This is a genomic window from Streptomyces sp. NPDC057445 (assembly GCF_042802855.1).
Lineage (GTDB): Bacteria > Actinomycetota > Actinomycetes > Streptomycetales > Streptomycetaceae > Streptomyces.
On record NZ_JBHVDH010000002.1, the window covers coordinates 329,741 to 346,816 of the forward strand.

Annotated in this window: 14 protein-coding genes; 7 read left to right on the forward strand and 7 right to left on the reverse strand. The window is 69.6% G+C overall.

Going from position 1 to position 17,076, the window contains the following annotated elements:
• Positions 1 to 182 precede the first annotated feature (182 nt).
• Positions 183 to 656 (forward strand): GNAT family N-acetyltransferase, encoded by a 474-nt coding sequence (locus ACFU5O_RS06315; RefSeq protein ID WP_384237048.1) that lies wholly within the window; start codon positions 183 to 185, stop codon positions 654 to 656.
• A 238-nt stretch (positions 657 to 894) separates the two neighbouring features.
• Here ACFU5O_RS06315 and ACFU5O_RS06320 read toward each other — a convergent pair whose 3' ends face one another.
• On the reverse strand, positions 895 to 3,372 hold the full coding sequence (locus ACFU5O_RS06320) for a Flp family type IVb pilin (protein WP_384237051.1): 2,478 nt from the start codon (positions 3,370 to 3,372) through the stop codon (positions 895 to 897).
• Between the two features lie 741 nt (positions 3,373 to 4,113).
• On the opposite strand from ACFU5O_RS06320, the gene ACFU5O_RS06325 reads away from it, so the two are divergent.
• From ACFU5O_RS06325 to ACFU5O_RS06340, 4 genes are all read left to right on the forward strand, one after another.
• A complete protein-coding gene (locus tag ACFU5O_RS06325) occupies positions 4,114 to 4,515 on the forward strand; it encodes a hypothetical protein (RefSeq protein ID WP_384237054.1) in 402 nt (133 codons plus the stop codon).
• Between the two features lie 55 nt (positions 4,516 to 4,570).
• A complete protein-coding gene (locus ACFU5O_RS06330) occupies positions 4,571 to 5,263 on the forward strand; it encodes an ABC transporter ATP-binding protein (protein ID WP_384237056.1) in 693 nt (230 codons plus the stop codon).
• On the forward strand, positions 5,260 to 7,539 hold the full coding sequence (locus ACFU5O_RS06335) for an FtsX-like permease family protein (protein ID WP_384237059.1): 2,280 nt from the start codon (positions 5,260 to 5,262) through the stop codon (positions 7,537 to 7,539). Before ACFU5O_RS06330 ends, ACFU5O_RS06335 begins: the two co-directional genes overlap by 4 nt.
• A 504-nt stretch (positions 7,540 to 8,043) precedes the next feature.
• Positions 8,044 to 8,865, forward strand: coding sequence for a maleylpyruvate isomerase family mycothiol-dependent enzyme (locus ACFU5O_RS06340; protein WP_384237061.1), 822 nt, complete (start codon positions 8,044 to 8,046; stop codon positions 8,863 to 8,865).
• Positions 8,866 to 9,018: 153 nt separating this feature from the next.
• Here ACFU5O_RS06340 and ACFU5O_RS06345 read toward each other — a convergent pair whose 3' ends face one another.
• A complete protein-coding gene (locus ACFU5O_RS06345; RefSeq protein WP_384237064.1) occupies positions 9,019 to 9,306 on the reverse strand; it encodes a ribosomal protein L7/L12 in 288 nt (95 codons plus the stop codon).
• Positions 9,307 to 9,443: 137 nt separating this feature from the next.
• On the reverse strand, positions 9,444 to 10,652 hold the full coding sequence (locus ACFU5O_RS06350; RefSeq protein WP_384237066.1) for a ricin-type beta-trefoil lectin domain protein: 1,209 nt from the start codon (positions 10,650 to 10,652) through the stop codon (positions 9,444 to 9,446).
• Positions 10,653 to 11,007: 355 nt separating this feature from the next.
• Between ACFU5O_RS06350 and ACFU5O_RS06355 the strand changes: the two genes are divergently transcribed.
• Entirely contained in the window at positions 11,008 to 11,529 is a 522-nt protein-coding gene (locus tag ACFU5O_RS06355) for a phosphohydrolase (RefSeq protein ID WP_384237069.1), read from the forward strand.
• 37 nt (positions 11,530 to 11,566) lie between these two features.
• Here ACFU5O_RS06355 and ACFU5O_RS06360 read toward each other — a convergent pair whose 3' ends face one another.
• Positions 11,567 to 12,058, reverse strand: a complete 492-nt coding sequence (locus ACFU5O_RS06360) for an aminoglycoside adenylyltransferase (RefSeq protein ID WP_384237070.1) — start codon at positions 12,056 to 12,058, stop codon at positions 11,567 to 11,569.
• Positions 12,059 to 12,252: 194 nt separating this feature from the next.
• On the opposite strand from ACFU5O_RS06360, the gene ACFU5O_RS06365 reads away from it, so the two are divergent.
• Positions 12,253 to 12,948, forward strand: coding sequence for a CPBP family intramembrane glutamic endopeptidase (locus ACFU5O_RS06365; protein ID WP_384237072.1), 696 nt, complete (start codon positions 12,253 to 12,255; stop codon positions 12,946 to 12,948).
• 213 nt (positions 12,949 to 13,161) lie between these two features.
• Here the strand turns inward: ACFU5O_RS06365 and ACFU5O_RS06370 are convergent, their stop codons facing one another.
• The 3 genes from ACFU5O_RS06370 to ACFU5O_RS06380 form a co-directional block, all read right to left on the reverse strand.
• Positions 13,162 to 13,944, reverse strand: coding sequence for a hypothetical protein (locus ACFU5O_RS06370; RefSeq protein WP_384237075.1), 783 nt, complete (start codon positions 13,942 to 13,944; stop codon positions 13,162 to 13,164).
• Positions 13,944 to 15,236 carry a VWA domain-containing protein gene (locus ACFU5O_RS06375; RefSeq protein ID WP_384237077.1) on the reverse strand — a complete coding sequence of 431 codons (1,293 nt, stop codon included), beginning with the start codon at positions 15,234 to 15,236 and terminating at the stop codon, positions 13,944 to 13,946. The genes ACFU5O_RS06370 and ACFU5O_RS06375 overlap by 1 nt, the downstream gene beginning before the upstream one ends.
• A gap of 168 nt (positions 15,237 to 15,404) precedes the next feature.
• Positions 15,405 to 17,036, reverse strand: a complete 1,632-nt coding sequence (locus ACFU5O_RS06380; protein ID WP_384237078.1) for an FAD-binding oxidoreductase — start codon at positions 17,034 to 17,036, stop codon at positions 15,405 to 15,407.
• Between the last annotated feature and the right edge of the window lie 40 nt (positions 17,037 to 17,076).

A 17,076-nucleotide genomic window follows, 5' to 3' on the forward strand; every position in this document is an offset into this window, starting at 1 on the left:
TGAGGTGTCCAGCGCCACGAAAACGTGGCCGCGGTGGCCGCGCCGGTGCCGGTCGGATCGGCACGGGTGAGGCGGTGGGGCGATGCCCCGAGCCGTTCACGGGCGGTCGAATTCGAGTCACCGTGAGCACCGAGTGAAGGTGAGAGCACATCTCGTACGGGGGAAAGCCATAACCTGCCGCCATGTCGATCAAGGTGGTCCGCCTGGCGGACGTACACCGTGCGGAGCTGCACGAACTGCTGCTGGCCGAGAACTGGACCCAGCTGGCCAAGGAACTCCAGGAGGACGGCCTGCAGGTGTTCACCCAGTACGTGGCACTGGTTGAGGGGCATGTTGCGGGATGGCTCGAGGGCACGCTGCGCTACGAGACCGACATGACCGTATCCGGCTTCCCGATCCCATGGGCCCAGGTCAACTATGTTCTCACCCATCCATCCATGCGCCGGAAAGGAGTTGCGGGCGAGCTTCTGCGTCGCTTCGCACACGACGAGGGTCAAGCGGGACGTCGATTCATGGTGCTGTGGCCCGACCGGCGCGACGATTCGAGCGGACGGTTGGCGTTCTTCAGCGCGTACGGCTTCCAGCCGGTCCCCGGCACCGAACTGCTCGGCGCCGGACTCCGCCGGGTCCTCACGGGGCCGGCCGGCACCCACTGAGTGGAGCAGCATGTTCCGAGGGTGCCGCCCACGGCGCGGTGAGTCAGCCGCAGACTCCTTGGCGTTGCGTGCGGTGTGTCGGAGGTCTTCGGTGTCCATGAGGTACTGGCGGGGTCTCGCCAGGTGGCGGGGGCCGTCGTCGCTGCCGGGGGCCCGGACACGCGGTGCGGGTGGCGCCTCCCGCGCACCACCCGCACCGCGAATGCCGGAGCCTGACCCGACTGCTTCGGCTGCCCGACTACCCCTTGTAGTTCTTGTTGGGGATGTACTTCCCCAGGGAACCGTCCGGCTTCACCTCCCAGACGCCCTTGATGTACTCCGGGCGGATACCACCCGGGAAAGCGATCTCGTCCTCGTGGGAGAAGGGGCTGTCATTGAAGGTCTGGTTGATGTCGATCCCACCGGGCGCATCGATGTCGTAGACGTACTTGGCACCCCACTTGGTGGCGAAGTCCTCGTTGCTCGTGGTGCCGACGAAGGCGGACGGCTCACTTTCGTTGACGTAGCTGTCCAGGTCCGTATTGTTCTCATTCTGCGGCGCGAAGCCCTCCTTGAAGATGACGCTCGGCGGACGGTCGTCATTGCGGAAGAGCGGCTCACGCGTGTCACGCCATGTCACATGGCCCTGACCTTCGATGCTTTCCTGGATGGTCTCAACATCCACGTCGGGGTCGATCGCCACCTCTGGATGAGGATTGGGCTTCGGCCCTTCGTCCTTGTCGACGTCTTTGTCGTTGTCGTCTTCCTGCCGCGTCGGATCCGGACAGGCGCTGGAGTCGAAGACGGATTTCGCGGCCTCTTCGGCCTGTTGATAGGTGTCGTAGCCGGCGACCGCAGCACCGCTTGTGCCCATGGCGGCGGCAGCCACGGCGCCGATAGCGGACTGCATGCTCTCCATGGCGGCGTCATCGTCCCCACCGCCGAGGCCGGCGGCCAAGGTGACCCGACCGATGGAGCCGCGCACCGGCATGGAGATGCCGGAGCCGGTGACACCGAGGCTGAGGGTGTCGCAGTCATCGGTCTCGGGCTTCTCGGGCTGCTCGGGGTCCTCGGGGTCCTCGGGCTCCGGGTTGTCAGGCTGTGTCGGCTGCGCGGTGGGCTGACCGCCGGAGCTGGAGCCGCCGGAGCTGGAGCCGCCGGAGGAACCGCCGGAGCTGGAGCCGCCGGAGGAGCCGCCGCTGCTGCCACTGGTCAAACCGCCGGAACTCAGGCCACCGATCAGGCCACCGATCAGACCGCCATCGGTACCGCCGCTGTTTCCGCCGGTTGAACCGCCGGAGTTGGAACCGCCTGATGCGCCTCCGGACGAGCCGCCGCTGTTTCCGCCGGAAGACCCGCCGGAGGAACCGCCGCTGTTTCCGCCGGTTGCACCACCGGAGCTGGAACCGCCGGAGTTGGAACCACCTGACGCGCCTCCGGACGAGCCGCCGCTGCTTCCGCCCGATGAACCGCCGGAGGTACCGCCGCTGTTTCCGCCGGTTGCACCACCGGAGCTGGAACCGCCGGAGTTTGAACCGCCTGATGCGCCTCCGGACGAGCCGCCGCTGTTTCCGCCCGATGAACCGCCGGAAGACCCGCCGGAGGAACCGCCGCTGCTGCCGCCGGACGCACCGCCGGAGCTCGTACCTCCGTCAGAGCCGCCGCTGTTGCCGCCTGTCGAGCCTCCCGAACTTGGACCGCCCGAACTTGACCCGCTCGAGCTGGACCCACCGGAACTGACACCACCGTCGGCGCCACCGCCGTCGTCTCCGCCGCTCCCGCCAGTGTCGCCACCAGTTGAGCCACCGGAGCTGGAGCCACCTGAGCTGGAACCGCCGGAAGTGGAGCCGCCGGAAGTGGAGCCGCCCGATGCAGCTCCACCAGAGTTCGTCCCTCCGGAGCTCGTACCACCCGAGCTCGTACCTCCGTCGGTGCCTCCGCTGTCGCCGCCGGTCGAACCACCCGAATCGGTCCCACCGTTGTCTCCGGCGCCGGTACCACCCGTACCCCCGGTGCCCCCACTGGTTGCGCCGCCCGTCCCGCCCCCACCTGTCCCACTGCCGCCCGTCCCGCACGACGAGTCGGTGATACTGCAGACCGCGCTCTGGAGCCCGTCGGCGACGCGACTCGATACGCTGCCGGTCACCAAGGCCAGAATGATCAGCGCGACGATCACGATCAGTCCCAGGTACTCCACAGCCGTCTGTCCCCGGTCGCGTCGCCGGAAGAGTATGCGCGAGAGGGAGAACCGGGAGAGCGCCTCACGAAGGTTCTGTGTCCGGGCCGGCATCCCGAACCACTTGCGGCTCTCGAGCCGGGTGAGGAACGTCAGGATCATCACGGGCAGGAGCAGTTGGCTGAGGCCCAGGTACGACCCGGCGGCGAGGTTGAGCAGGCTGCCGGCGATCAGCCACACCTGTAAGGCGACCAGACCGCCCCAGGCGCGCCTGCCGCCCTTGGGGATGTGCCACGCGAGCACCCAGGCCAGGGTTCCCGGCGCGGCCGCGTACAGCGCGAGGCCGAAGAGTCCCGGAGTCATCACGTGGGTGGAGATGGCCGAGCCGATCACCCCGAGCCCGCCCACGACCGTGAACGCGAACAGCACGTGCAGCAGAATGCGTGCGGCTTTGAGCGAGGGCGGCAATGTGCGCCTATCGCCCGCGTACGGCGTGGGGATACCGGTGTGCGTGGTGACACCGGTGTGCGTGTGGAGACCGATCCCCGACAAACTTCTCACCCAACCTCTCTCGTGTGCACGTGAGTTGACCAGTGCCCACACGACACAGGTGCGTCAGGAACGGCTCCTCGATACGAGGCATCAGGACCGCCGGACCGTTCTCTCACGCTTGTGCGTCCCTTGTGCGTCCCCCGGGAGCAGCACCACCCACGCTAGGCCCGGCCCCGGGCCCAGAGACAGGGCCCATGGGCCTACCGCGGGCCCAAGGCGAGTCCGGGATGTCCATCTCGGTTGCGGAAAGATCTCGAGGCTGTCGTGGAGACCTGATGGGCGAACAGTGGGCCCGGTGGAAAGCGGTGTCGGCCCCCTGACGCCGCCCCGCAGCGGTCCGGCGGCCCGCTGGGTGACGCATCACTCGCTGTTCCCGCCAGGGGCTCATCGGCACCACGCTGCGTGCCGGCTGCGCCGAAGGTGGAGCGGCTGATGGCCCATGTCCGCGACTCGTTCCGGCAGGGACGTGAGTTCACTTCGCTCGAGCACATGCCGACCGAGGCCGTGACCCGGCGTCAGCAGGCCGCCGGACGGTGGAAGTGCCGGCCGCTGGGTGGGCCGCCCCGACGGTTGTGATCGAGGCACTGGAAGCGGCTGAACTGCTGCCTCTGCCGCCGACCCCGTCCGTGCCGACGGCTCGAGAATCGAACAACTGAGCGGTAGTGCCTCTTCTGATCATGCTACATTCCACCGCAGCCCTGACAGCAACACGACCACCAGGGCAAACAAACGGGAGAAAAATTGCGTAAGTTGGCAACTGGCATCCTCACGGCCGGACTGTTCGCCGCCGGAGTCGGCACCGCGTTCGCGGCTTCGTGGCACAGCATTCCGACGCTGAAGACCGGCGGCGCGTCGTTCACGAGCGGCCAGTACAAGTTCCACCCCGCGGGCTCGAGCCACGGCGCGTTCCAGTGGACGGGCAAGCTCAACGATGCCGACCATGGTGACGGTCACAACGTCTACATGCAGGTGAAGGTCGAGGGGTACGGCTGGTCCCGCTACAACGGGAAGCAGAAGTCGTCCGTCTCGCTCAACAAGCTCAACTGGGACGGTGCCCAGCGCTACACCGACGACGCATACATCCGCGTCTGCCGTGACAAGGGTTCGCTCAACCCCGACAACTGCTCGCCGACCAAGCACTACAGGCCGTAGATCGTCAGATGAGTAAGGCCGGGCCCAGGGGTGCACACCTGGGCCCGCTCGCTTCTTGGGGGAAGCCATCAGTACGTCAGAAATTGTCTGTGCCACGGGAGTCGACCTCTCCTACGGCACGCAGTTGGCCGTCAGCGGCGCCCATCTCTCGGTCGCTCGGGGCGAGGTCGTGGCCATCACCGGGCAGAGCGGATCCGGCAAGTCCTCACTGCTGTACGCCCTCGCGGGCGTGCTGCCCGTCGCGCGCGGGCAGGTCCGGTTCGAGAACCGGGCGCTCGGCGATCTCGCTGACGACGAGATCAGTGCGCTGCGCCGCGAGCGGTTCGGTTTCGTGTTCCAGTACGGCGAGTTGTTGCCCGAGCTGACCATCGAGGAGAACACCGCCCTGCCGCTGCGCCTGGCCGGGCAGCGCAAGAGGCCCGCGCTCGCCGCCGCGGGACAGGTGCTGGACCGGCTCGGGCTCGGGGAACTGCGTGAACGGCGCCCGTCCCAGGTGTCGGGCGGACAGAGCCAGCGCGTCGCTGTCGCACGGGCTCTCGTCCACCGGCCGGCCGTCGTCTTCGCGGATGAGCCGACCGGTTCGCTGGACAGCGCGAACGCCTCAGCCGTACTGAAGGAGTTCCTGGACCTGGCACGCTCGCAGGACACCGCGGTCATCATCGTCACGCACGACCCCGCCGTCGCCGCGCAGGCGGACAGCCACTACACGATGTCCGACGGTGTCCTCAGCCCGCGGGGGTCGGCGTGAGGGAGTTCCTTCTCGGTCTGCGTCTGCTGTTCGGCGCCGGCCGCGGCAACCGCATGCGTTTCTTCCTGATGGCAGCCGGCGGTTCCCTGGGGGTCTGCTGCCTGGCGCTCGTACTCACCATCCCGCAAATCCTGGACGCGCACGACATGCGTGCGGCCGCACGAGAGCCGCAGACCACCTCCGCGCAGCCGACGGGTTCCACGCTGGTCCTCCAGCGCTCGGACCCGTACGGTTCCGTGACGTTCAACCGGGTCTTCGTCGCCAGGGGGACCAAGGGCGCGGACAGTACCCCGCCGGGGCTGGACGAACTGCCTGGCCCGGGTGAGGTGTTCGTCTCCCCCCGGGTGCATGACCTGCTCCGCGACCAGCCTGCGGTCAAGGGACTGCTGCCGGGCCATGAGAAGGGCCTGATCGGCGCGACAGGGCTCGCTCATCCCGACGAGCTGTTCGCTTACGTCGGCACCACGCGTGACCGCATCGCGGACGAGGGGCGTGCCCTGAAGGGCTTCGGGTACGACTACGCTCCGTTCCCGGCCGTCGAACCCTCCACCCTCACCACCCTCCGATTCGCTCTGGGCTCGCTCGTCCTGCTCCCACTCGGCATCTTTCTGTCCGTCTGCGCCCGGCTCTCCGCCGCCGCCCGGACCCGCCGGCTCGCCTCGCTGCGCCTGCTGGGCCTGAGCACCAAGGGCACGCAGCGGGTCAACGCCGCCGAGACCGTCGTCGCGGCGCTGTTCGGTGCCCTGCTCGGCCTCGGCGAGTACTGGTTCCTCAACCAGATGATGACCCGGACCGGACTGCCCAGTCTGAGGTGGTACCCGGACGACGGCGCGCTGTCTGCGACGACCATCGCCGTCTGCTTGATCGGCTGCCCGGCTCTCGCCTGGTTCGTCGGCCGGGCCAGTGCGCGCGAGGCCGCCGCCAATCCGCTGGCGGTACGCCGTACCGCTGTGCCCAAGCGCCCGGCCAAGTGGGGCGCCCTCCTCCTGGTGACCGGCCTCGGTATCGTCGCCGGTTACTGCGCCACCGGTCTGATCGACCACCCCGCCAACAGTGTCGGCCCCAACGCGTTCCTGATTCCGGGCGGCATTCTGCTCACGGGACTCGGGCTGGTGTTCACACTGCCCCTGATCTCCCACGCCCTCGCCCGCCGGGTGGCGAGGACCACCCAGTCGCTCACCCTGAACCTGGCGATGCGCCGCAACGAGGTGGAGCCGGGCAGCACCATGCGGGTCGTCACCGGTCTTGTGCTCCTCGTTTTCGCCGCTTCGCTCGCCCAGGGCGTGCTGATCCAGCTGGAGCAGGTCACCCGCCCGTCCGCGCCCGTGCAGGACTACTCCGTGCCCCTGTCCTCGGTCACCACGGAGCAACAGCGCGACCTCGCTGCCGTGCCGGGTGTTCGCGCACACGCCGTGATGATGGATTCCTGGGTCGACCTCGAGTCGGCGGACGGCACGCTCCAGGAACAGGCCACCGCACTGGTCGCCACGTGCGACCAGCTGGAAGGGATGGTCAAGCGGTCCGAGGGCTGCCGGGACGGCAAGGTCATGAGGCTCGTCGACCCCAATTCGAGTGTCGGGTCGGACCTGACACCGGGTACCTCCTTCCCCTACCGCTTCGACGCCGGCAAGGGGAAGACGCTGAACATCACGCTCCCTGCCGAGCGGATCGTCTACAGCGCGTACTCGGCGTCCGCGGTCGGCAGCGCCGTACTCCTCGTCCCGCCGTCCGCCCTGCCCGCCGCCCGGCCCGACTCCGCGCAGTTCATCCTCACCAGCGGCTCGGAACCCGACCGGATCCGCGAGGTCCTCGACGGCATCGCGGCCGTCGCCCCGATCGCCGAGGTCGAACTGATCGGTGTGAACATCCAGGGACTCGAACAGATCGCCGTCATCGAGACGTTGCTGGCCGTGGGCATGGTCATGGGCCTGGTCATCGGAGTGGCGGCCTTCATCGTCTCCGCGACCGACCGTGCGGTGGAACGCCGCACGCAGGTCACCGCCATCATGCTGATCGGGGCCCGGGCGCGCACGGTGCGGGCCGTTCAGTGTGTCCAGGTCGTGCTGCCGCTGAGCATCGGACTCGCCCTGGCACTCGTGACGGGCAAGCTCGCCGAGTCCAGCTATCTGATCACCGGGGGCAGCGCGGTCTACTGGGACTTCGCCGGTACCCCGCTGCTTGCGCTCGCGGCGGCGGGCGTGGTGGCGGTGGCGATCGCGGGGACACTGCCGTTGGCAGGACGGCGCATCAACCCGGAGCTGATCCGCCGCGACTGACCGGTGTCCGATCTCCGCCTTCGGCATCGAGCCCCCGCCGGGCTCGGCGGATTCCAGGGGGCGCTGCAACACGTGGTCGGTCGATCACGTTGCGGGTAGCGCTCTTGGTGACGTAGGTGTCCCCGAGGACCTGGACCTGGACCTGGACCTGGACCTGGACCTGGACCTGGACCTGGACCTGGACCTGGACCTGGACCTGGACCTGGACCTGGACCTGGACCTGGCGGAGGCAGGTGTGTCGGGAGGCCGGTGCAACCTGATCGGTGGGCCCTGGACCGAGAGGGGCGGTGACGGGGTGGGTGTCCGTCTCTCGCGAGGAGTCATGGGGACCACCCTGTGAACCGTGCAGCTCGAGCCGCCCTTGCGCGGTCACGACCGTGCGTAGCGGATGCCCGAACCGGTACTTCATCGTTGTGGTCGGTTCTCTTGTCGCAGCTCGTCGTGCCTGGTCTTGTGTCCTGCGGGCGATCACGCCTTCCGTGTGAATGACAGAGGAGTGAGGGCGTGGAACCAGGGGCTGGGCAGGATGTACGAAGCACTCTGCCCGAAGGACTCGCCGACGCGATACGCGGCACCGCCGAGGACATCGCCGGGGTGCTGCGAGGCGTCGCCGACACGAGCATCCCGGTACCCGGCTCCGAGTGGACCCTTGGGGAAGCGGCAGCGCATCTGGCGCAGGCCAACGAACTGATGGCCGACATCGCGGCCGGGGGCGTACGAAGCCATGGCGACGGCACGCCCCAGAGCCTCGCGGCGGCGAACGAGCGCGCGCTCGCCGGGTTCGACGAGCGCCGAGCCGATCCGCTGGCCGACATGATCGTGGAGCATGCCGACGCCTGTCTCAGGGCGATGGACCAGGGCGCGGCGGAGGAGACCGTGGCGACCCCGCTGGGCACGATGACCCGGGCCGAGCTCGGTTCGTACCTGCTGACGCACATGCTCGGGCACGGCTACGACCTCGCGCGTGCCGTCGGCCGCCCCCATATGATCGACCCGGCCCGGGTGGAACTCACGATGCCGTTCATGATCACGGCCATGCCCCGTGTGACGAACGAGGCCGCCACCACCGGGCTGACCGCCCGCTACACGGTCCGGCTGCGGGGCGGCTCCGGCTTCGGCGCCACGTTCACCGACGGCGCGGCCACCGTCACCCCACGGCCGTCGGCCCGTCCCGACTGCACCATCCTCATCGAGCCGGTCACCTTCCTGCTGATGGCCCTCGGCCGCTGCGCACCCTGGGGCGCGATCGCCCGTGGCCGGGTCCTGACCTGGGGCCGCAAGCCCTGGCTGGCGCCCCGCTTCCCGACGCTGTTCACGGCGCCGTGAGCGGCGGCGGCTGCAACGGCCACCGTAGCGATCCCGGGTGAGGGCACGGGCGGTCGCAGTCAGGAGAGCGGTCCCGGACGTCGGCGGAGAACGTCCGGGACGAAACGCCACAGGGCGACCGCTCCCGATGGCCTCGGGTGTCTGGTGGCCCGCTCAGCGACCTGCCTCCAGACGCTCGACCGCGTCCTTCGCCTCCTTGAGTCCGTCGCCCGTGATCTTGCGGTGGACCTTGATCGCCTCGATCTTCTTGCCCTCGCGCACCAGCGCGGCCACCTGGTCCAGTTGTGGATCGGTCTCGTGGATACCGAGGTGATCCAGAACGAGGTCGACCTTGCGCTCGAGCCGGGAGAGCTTGCGATCCATGCGGCTCAGTCTGGTCTCGAGCGATCCGCTCAGAATCCCGACCACGACGATCAGGAGAAGAAGCACTGCTATGTCCATGTGGGGTGATCCTAACGGCAGGGTGACGTCACAGGATTCCGCCCACGATCTCCGTGGCGCCGAGGCGGACTTGGGGCGGTGCGCGGTCGCGGGGGAGCGCCCGCCGGCGCCGCGACGACGGCCTTCTGGGTACGGCGCTACGAGTTGAGCGCCCACTTCTGGTTGGCGCCGCCGGTGCAACTCCAGATCTGGGTCGGTGTCCCGTCGGCCGGGTTGTTGTCGCGGACGTCCAGGCACTTGTCGGCGCCCGGACTCACAAGATCACGCGTGTTCGCGTTGTACGACCAGCGCTGCGCGCCCGTCCCGTTGCAGTCCCAGAGCTGTACGCGCGTACCGTCGGCCGTGCCGCCGCCGTCGGCGTCCAGGCACTTGCCGAGAGCCCGGACGGTGCCGTCGCTTCCCACGGTCCAGCGTTGTGCGGGCGTGCCGTTGCAGCCGTAGAGCTGGACGGCAGTTCCGTTGGCCGTGGCGGCACCCGCCACGTCCAGGCATTTGCCCGCAAGGCCCGTGAGTGCGCCGGTGGTTCCGGCGCCGCCGTCGGAGGAGACGCGTACGTAGTCCACGACGAGCTGCTGAGGGAAGACCGTGGAGCCGTTGGGATCGCCGGGCCAGTCGCCGCCGACGGCGAGGTTGAGGATGAGGAAGAACGGCTTGTTGAACACCCATTGCCTGCCGCCGAGATCGGCGGGGGTGCGGCGCTGGTAGACGTTGCCGTCCACGGACCAGGTGATCGAGTCGGGCGTCCAGTCGACGGCGAAGGTGTGGAAGGCGTCCGCGAACGCCTGCCCGCCCGGCAGTGAGTACGCGGCGCCGATGCCGCCGCCTCCCGAGTAGCCGGGGCCGTGGATGGTGCCGTGCACCGTGCCGGGCTCGAAGCCGACGTTCTCCATGACGTCGATCTCGCCGCTGTTCGGCCAGCCCACCTGCCCGATGTCGTGGCCGAGCATCCAGAACGCCGGCCACATGCCCTGTCCGCGCGGCACCTTCATCCGGGCCTCGACGCGCCCGAAGGCCTGGGTGAACCTGCCCGCGGTGTTGAGCCGGGCCGAGGTGTACTGACATGTGCCGTACCAGCACTGGTAGTTGGCGGGGTTCTCACGGCGAGCCGTGATCACCAGATGTCCCTGGCCGTCCAGCGCGGCGTTGGCGTTGCCCGCGGTGTAGTACTGGCGCTCGTGGTTGGCAACGTTGTCGCCGGTCTCGATCTGCCACCTGCCGCCGTTGACCGCCGCACCGGCGGGGCCGTCGAAGTTGTCCTCGAAGTTCACGGCTTGAACGCTGCTGACAGGAGGGGCGGCGGCGGAGCTGGGTGCCCAGCTCAGCGCGGCGATGAGAGCGGCGGACATCAGGGCCACGGTCCGCAAGGGCTTTCTGCGAGTGCGCAAGGACATGAAGAGTGCCTCGATCTCTGTCGTGGGGGTGCCAACGACGCAGTGCTGCCGGGAAATTGGCAGCCTGATCGTGGGGGTTTGGATTCGAGTCCTGGTCCATACCTTTCTTCCGGGGAGTGAACTGCGTTCAGAGGTCTCTGTCAACGCATGTGCACCAGGTGGCGCGTTGTGTACGGCAGAGGCCACCCGGCGAGCCGTCCGATGAGAGGCAAAGGCCGCCAGCCTGACGCGGTGACCGTGACCCTGGACCTGCTCTCCCGAGCCGCTTCCGGCCGCCAGCGACCCCACCTTGCGGTCACTGCCGGGGCCCGTGGCAGATCTCCTCGCGGGCCTTGGGGCACCACCGCGCCTGGCCGCCCATCTGCGGGCGGTCCACGACGTCGCCCATCAGCTGGTCGCCTGGGCGGCCGACAGTTGCCCAGGCCTCGTCGTCGACCGCGAAGCCGTGCTCGTCGGCGCCGCCACGCACGACATGGGCAAGACGCTGCACATCGCGGAGCTGTCAGGACCGGGCTCCGCGCACGAGGAAGCCGGGCGACAACTCCTGCTGGACGGCGGCTTCGGCGCGGACCTGGCGCGGTTCGCCGGAACTCACGCGTCGTGGACATCGCCGACGGCGACCATCGAGGACCTGCTGGTGAGCACGGCCGACAAGGTAGGGAAGAACGAGCGCGTCCCGGAACTCGAGGACCTCGTCATCGCCCGGCTCGCGGAGGCCGGCGGCCGTGAGCGCTGGGAGGAGTACATGGCGCTCGACGAAGTGCCGGCCCTTGTCGGCGAGGGCGCGGCCGGCCGGCCTTCCAGGCGTCGTTTCCGGTGCGCGCCTGAGTGACGCCCGTTGTCCCGGTCGCCCACTGGGGAGCACGGCGTCACCGACCATGATCAGACATGGTCGGCCTCGCGCTGTCTCTTGCGCGTTCGGCCATCGCGGTTCTCAGCCGCACGATGTCCTCGGCGTCCTTGGCCCGGCGTGGCGCGCCAGGAACCCACACCGGCATCATCTCCTTGATCTCGATCTGTGCCGGCGGGCTGACGACGGCACACTCCAGCCCACCGATACGCCCGGGCTCCGCATCGAGCATCCCCTCCGGCCAAGGGGCGCCCGCCCACGGGCCGCCGGCGACCACGAGGCGCCCCGCCGCGTCTTCTGCGACGAACGCGAAACTGCTGTCCAGCCCGTCCTTGGCGAAGTCGGCCTGGAGATCAGGGGGAGGCCCGGTGACTGGTTCGAAGCCGTGCCGCAGCAGGGCCCCGGTCAACTCGGCCGAATCCTCGGCCCGGACGAACCAGTCGATGTCCTTGTGGTCACGTGTGACCTCGCCGAGGTAGAGAAGTCCATGGCCCAGCCCCCGCGCAGCCATACGACGATCCCGAGTGCGTCCGCGATGCCCCTCACCGCGGCGATGAGGGCCAGCTGCTGTTCCGCGCGCTTCCTGTCCACAGCTGAGCAGGCTATGCGCCGGCGACTGATGTCGGCACGCCGATCACCGCCGTGGTCCGCCGAGCGGCGCGTTGCGGGAAGACCACCGTGGGGATCGGGCATTCTGGCGTGACCATGCGGATGCTCATTCTGGCCGTCGTGGTGCTCGCGGCCTCCAACACACTCGTCAACCGGCTTGGGCCCGATCTGTACGTCCCCGTCTGTGTGACCACGGCCGCCTCGCTCGTGCTGATCGCCCGGCGGGCCGGGATCACATGGGACGAGCTGGGGCTCGGCCGTTCGTCGGCGCGGAGAGGCCTGCGATGGGGACTCGTGCTGGTCGGGGCCGTCCTTCTGGTCTATCTGGTGGCGCTGGCTGTGCCGTTCACCCGTGAGGCATTCCAGGACGAGCGCGCCGCGGAACTGTCGGGCGCGCAGCTGGTGTACCGCGTGCTGGTGCGCGTACCGCTGGGAACCGTGCTGCTGGAGGAAATCGCGTTCCGGGGTGTCCTGTGGGCCATGATGCGGCGACGCTGGGGCGCGTCCTGGGCCACCACCGTCTCCTCTGCACTCTTCGGGCTGTGGCACATTCAGCCGTCCCGCGGGCTCACCCACTCCAACGCGGCGGCGGAAGCGGTCTTCGGTACGGGTGCGACCGGAGCGGCGCTGTCAGTGGCAGCCGCGGTCGTCGGTACCGCCCTCGCGGGTGTGGTGTTCTGCGAGCTGCGCCGCCGGTCGGGCAGCCTGATCCCACCCATGGCGCTGCACTGCGCTCTCAACAGTGCGGGATATGCCCTGGCATGGGCGGTCGGCCACTGGTACGGCGATTGACCGGACAGCAGAGGTCGTGCCGGTCGGATCCCACCGCCCGACGCCGTCTCGCTCGACAGGTACTGATTCACCAGGACGCCCCGTCAGGCACCCGTCAGGGCCTCGCACCCGCCGGTCGGCCGCAGGTGGGGTGATCGAGGCACCGCCCACCCCGGGGGGAGGTCCCGCCCGGGGCGAGCGGCGATCCCGCCCGGGGCGAGCGGGCCGGAGGGATCAGGCGCCCGGCGGTACGTGTGCCGGGCGGCCGTTGCCGCGGGTGAGGCGGTAGCCCCAGATTCCGGCGAGGGCGGCGAGCAGCGCACCGCCCGCCGTCCACAGCACACGCGACGACCACCAGCCGGACGACCAGCCGCCGTCCGGTTCGATCTTCGGCCCCGACGCGGGCGCCAGCGGCACGGCCAGCGTGCCGTCCACGGCTGCGGCGCCTCCGGCCTCGGCCGTGATGACCTCCAGCGCGGTGTCGACGGTCTCACCCAGGTCTTCGGTGGGAGCGTCGACGACGGTCAGGCGGACGTAGTACGCACCGGGGAGCGGATCGTTCGCCGCCGGCTCGGCCCAGGACCGGACCGTACGCAGCGCGCAGGACAGCTCGACGGACGCGGCCCCGACCGGCGCCGCCTTGGCGTCGCTCCCGTAGCGGCAGGCCTGACGGCGCCGGAGTCCGTCGTACACATCCATCCGCCAGGTGTGCGAACCGTGCCGGGCGTCGGAGTCGGGCAACTTCACAGTGGCCCGGACCGTGGCCTGCTGCCCGGCGTCGGCCGGGAACTGCCAGTAGAGGTAGTCACCGGTCGACGCCTGGGCCGTGGCCCGCTGTCCGGGGCGTACGACGGTGGCGGTACGGAAGGACGTGCCGGCCTCGGTCGGCGCGGCGGCGGTCTCCTCGGTCTCCTCGGAGGCCGTGGGTGACGGCGTGTCCGCGCCTGCGGTCCCGGGCAGCGCGAAGAGCGCAGCGGCGGCGAGCAGCGCGCCTGTGAACGTGCGTACGGTACGCATCAGTTGGTCCTCCAGACGGCGATGCGCCAGCGCGAGATCCAGCCCCACAGCAGACCGGCCACAAAGCCGACGAGCGTCAGCAGACCGAGCAGCCACCAGCCGCGGCCGAGGCCGAGGAAGGCGACGTCGGCGGCGTTGTCGGGGCCGTCCACCACATCGAGGGTCAGCTCGACGGGCAGACCGGGAGAGGTCTTGACCGAGGCCGGGGCGGAGAAGGAGTTGCTCACCCGCAGACAAACCGTCTCGGCGGCGGGCTTGGTGTCGGTATCGGTGTCCGCGTCCTCGGTCTCGGGCTTCGGGTAGCGCAGGCCCGTCGAGATGACGTCGGTGCGTCCGTCCCCGGTGGCCTCGCCGCGTACGATCTCCCGACCGTGCACGGTCGATGCGCGCAGCAGTACACCGTAGTCGCGGTTGACGGCACGGTCGGCTGCGATGCTCACCGATGCGCGAAGCTCCTGCCCGGGCAGCAGGTCCACCCGGTACCAGCGGTGCTGGCCGAAGGTCTCACGGTCGGTGTAGAGGCCGGCCTTGAGCTGCGGGGCGTCCTTGCAGCCGTCGGTGCCCGTCGTGGCGACCGGGGTGACGACCGGCTCCGCCGCGCGGTCGACCAACTGACTCACACGGTCCGACAGTTCCTCCTTGTGCTGCACGGAGGTGTACGTACCGCCGGTGGCCTCGGCGATGCACATCAGTTGGGCACGCATCTTGGCGTTCGGGACCAGACCGAGCGTGTCGATGGTGATGTTGACGCCCTTGGCCGCGATCTCGCGCGCCACCTCGCACGGGTCCAGCGGGGCGCAGGTGTCCTCGCCGTCCGTGATGAGCACGATCCTGCGGGTGGTGTTGCCGCCCTCCAGGTCGTCGGCGGCGCCCAGCAGTGCGGGCCCGATCGGCGTCCAGCCGGTCGGAACCAGGGTCGCCACCGCTGTCTTCGCCTCGGTCCGGTCGAGCTCGCCGACGGGGTAGAGCGCGCGTGTGTCCTTGCAGCCCTTCTTCTGGTCCTTGCCGGGGTAGTCGGCGCCGAGCGTGCGTATGCCGAGCCGGACCTCTTCCGGTACGGCGTCCAGCACTTCGTTGAAGGCATGTTTGGCCGCGGACATGCGGGACTGTCCGTCGATGTCGCGTGCGCGCATGGAACCGCTGACGTCGAGGACGAGTTCGACCTTGGGCGGTTCCTTCGCGGCCGGCTCGTCGCCAGAGTCTGCGAAGGCGGCGGCCGGAAGTAGGCCACCGGTCAACGTGACCAGCAGCGCGCCGCACACCGCGGCCGCCAGTCGCTTTCGTGTGATCATCGGCGGATCATAGTGAGCGGGGCGGGTGCTGCCCAATTCGAGGGGGGAGTGCGGGACGTGCAGGGGACTTCAAGCCGGCGACTGTTTCCGGCCGGCGCCACCTGTCCCTCTCCGGATCTGCCTGCAGCCGTGGCGCCCCGCCGTGCCGGACTCCCTCCAACGCCCCCGTCAGCCGACGGCAATCGGATCGACAAGTACCCCCGGGTTGAGGATTCCGGCAGGGTCGAGTGCCTGCTTGGCGGCCCGGAGGGCGTGGGCGAACGGCTCCGGACGCTGGCGGTCGTATCCCGGCCGGTGGTCGCGGCCGACCGCGTGGTGGTGGGTGACGGTCGCGCCGTGGTCGGTGAGGATCTGCATGGCCGCGGACTTGATCTCGTCCCACATCGCGACTTCCTCGCCGCGCCGCCCCGGTGCGATGACGGTGAAGTACGGCGCCGGCCCGTCCGGGTAGACATGGGTGAAGCGGCAGTTGATCGTGCCCTCTGCGCCCGTCACCTCCCGTACGACGTCGCCCAGTTGCCGGCGTACCGACTCGTACAGCGCCGGAGCGCGGTCCCAGGTGCAGGCCGTCTCGAACGTCTCGGTGACCACGCTCATCCGGGTGAGCGCGTCACGTAGGTACGGCATCCGCAGGAACGCCGAGCGCCAGGTGCCGGCGGCGGCGTCCTCGCCCGTGTCCTCGGTACCCGGGGAGGCCGGGGCGGGTGAGCCGCCGTGGTCGCGGGCCAGGGTGACGAGTTCGGCGAGGCGCTCGCCGACGGGGGAGTGGGCCGACTCCACACCGAGGACGAGCACGCTCTCGCCGCCCCGTGCGACACCTGCCAGAGCGGCCTCTCCGGGGTCGAGCAGCCGGCAGTTCGCCGGGTGCAGGCCCGACTGCGCGATGGCGCGTACGGCGATCATCGCGGTGTCGAAGTCGCTGAACAGCACCGTGGCCGACGCCTTGTGACGCGGGCGGTCCTGGAGCCGCATCCATGCTTCTGTGATCACGCCGAGTGTGCCTTCGGACCCCAGGAACAACCGGTCGGGCGAGGGGCCCGCTCCCGAACCGGGCAGCCGGAGCGACTCGCTGACCCCGACGGGCGTCACCACACGCATCGACTCCACCAGGTCGTCGATGTGGGTGTACAGCGTTGCGTAGTGTCCGCCGGCACGGGTGGCCAGCCAGCCGCCCAGGGTGGAGAACTCGAAGCTCTGCGGGAAGTGGCGCAGGGTGATTCCGCGCGGCCTCAGCTGCGCTTCGAGGTCGGGGCCGAGGGTGCCGGCCTGGATCCGGGCGGCCCGGCTGACACGGTCGATCTCCAGCACGCGGTCCAGGGACGCGAGATCCAGGGACACCACACCGCGATGCCCGTCCGCGCGGTACTCGACCCCGCCGACGACCGAACTGCCCGCCCCGTACGGCACGACGGCGACGTCCGCGTCCGCCGCCCAGTCGAGGACGTCGATCACGTCCTGCTCGGTGCGCGGGTGGGCGACCTGGTCGGGCGCCGCCGAGAGGTCTCCGTTCAGGGCCCGGACCACGTCGCGGTACGCCTTGCCGTAGGTGTGCGACGCCCGGTCCCGTGGCGTGGCCGACATCAGCGGGGCGAGTGCGGAGGGCGGCTCGATGCGCACCTTCGGCAGGTCGAGGGCGGATATGTCGGGCACCGGCAGCGGAGTCGCCGCCGCGCCCGGAACCAGCCCGCCGAGTGCGAGGCACTCGGCGTCGGGCAGTGCCTTGTCCACGGCGCCCCAGCCCCACCAGGAGCGGTTACGGGACGAGTTGGAGCGGGATGCGGGCGGAGTGCTGTCGACCACGAGATATGACCTCTCGGTAATTTACCCCTTGGTAATTTAC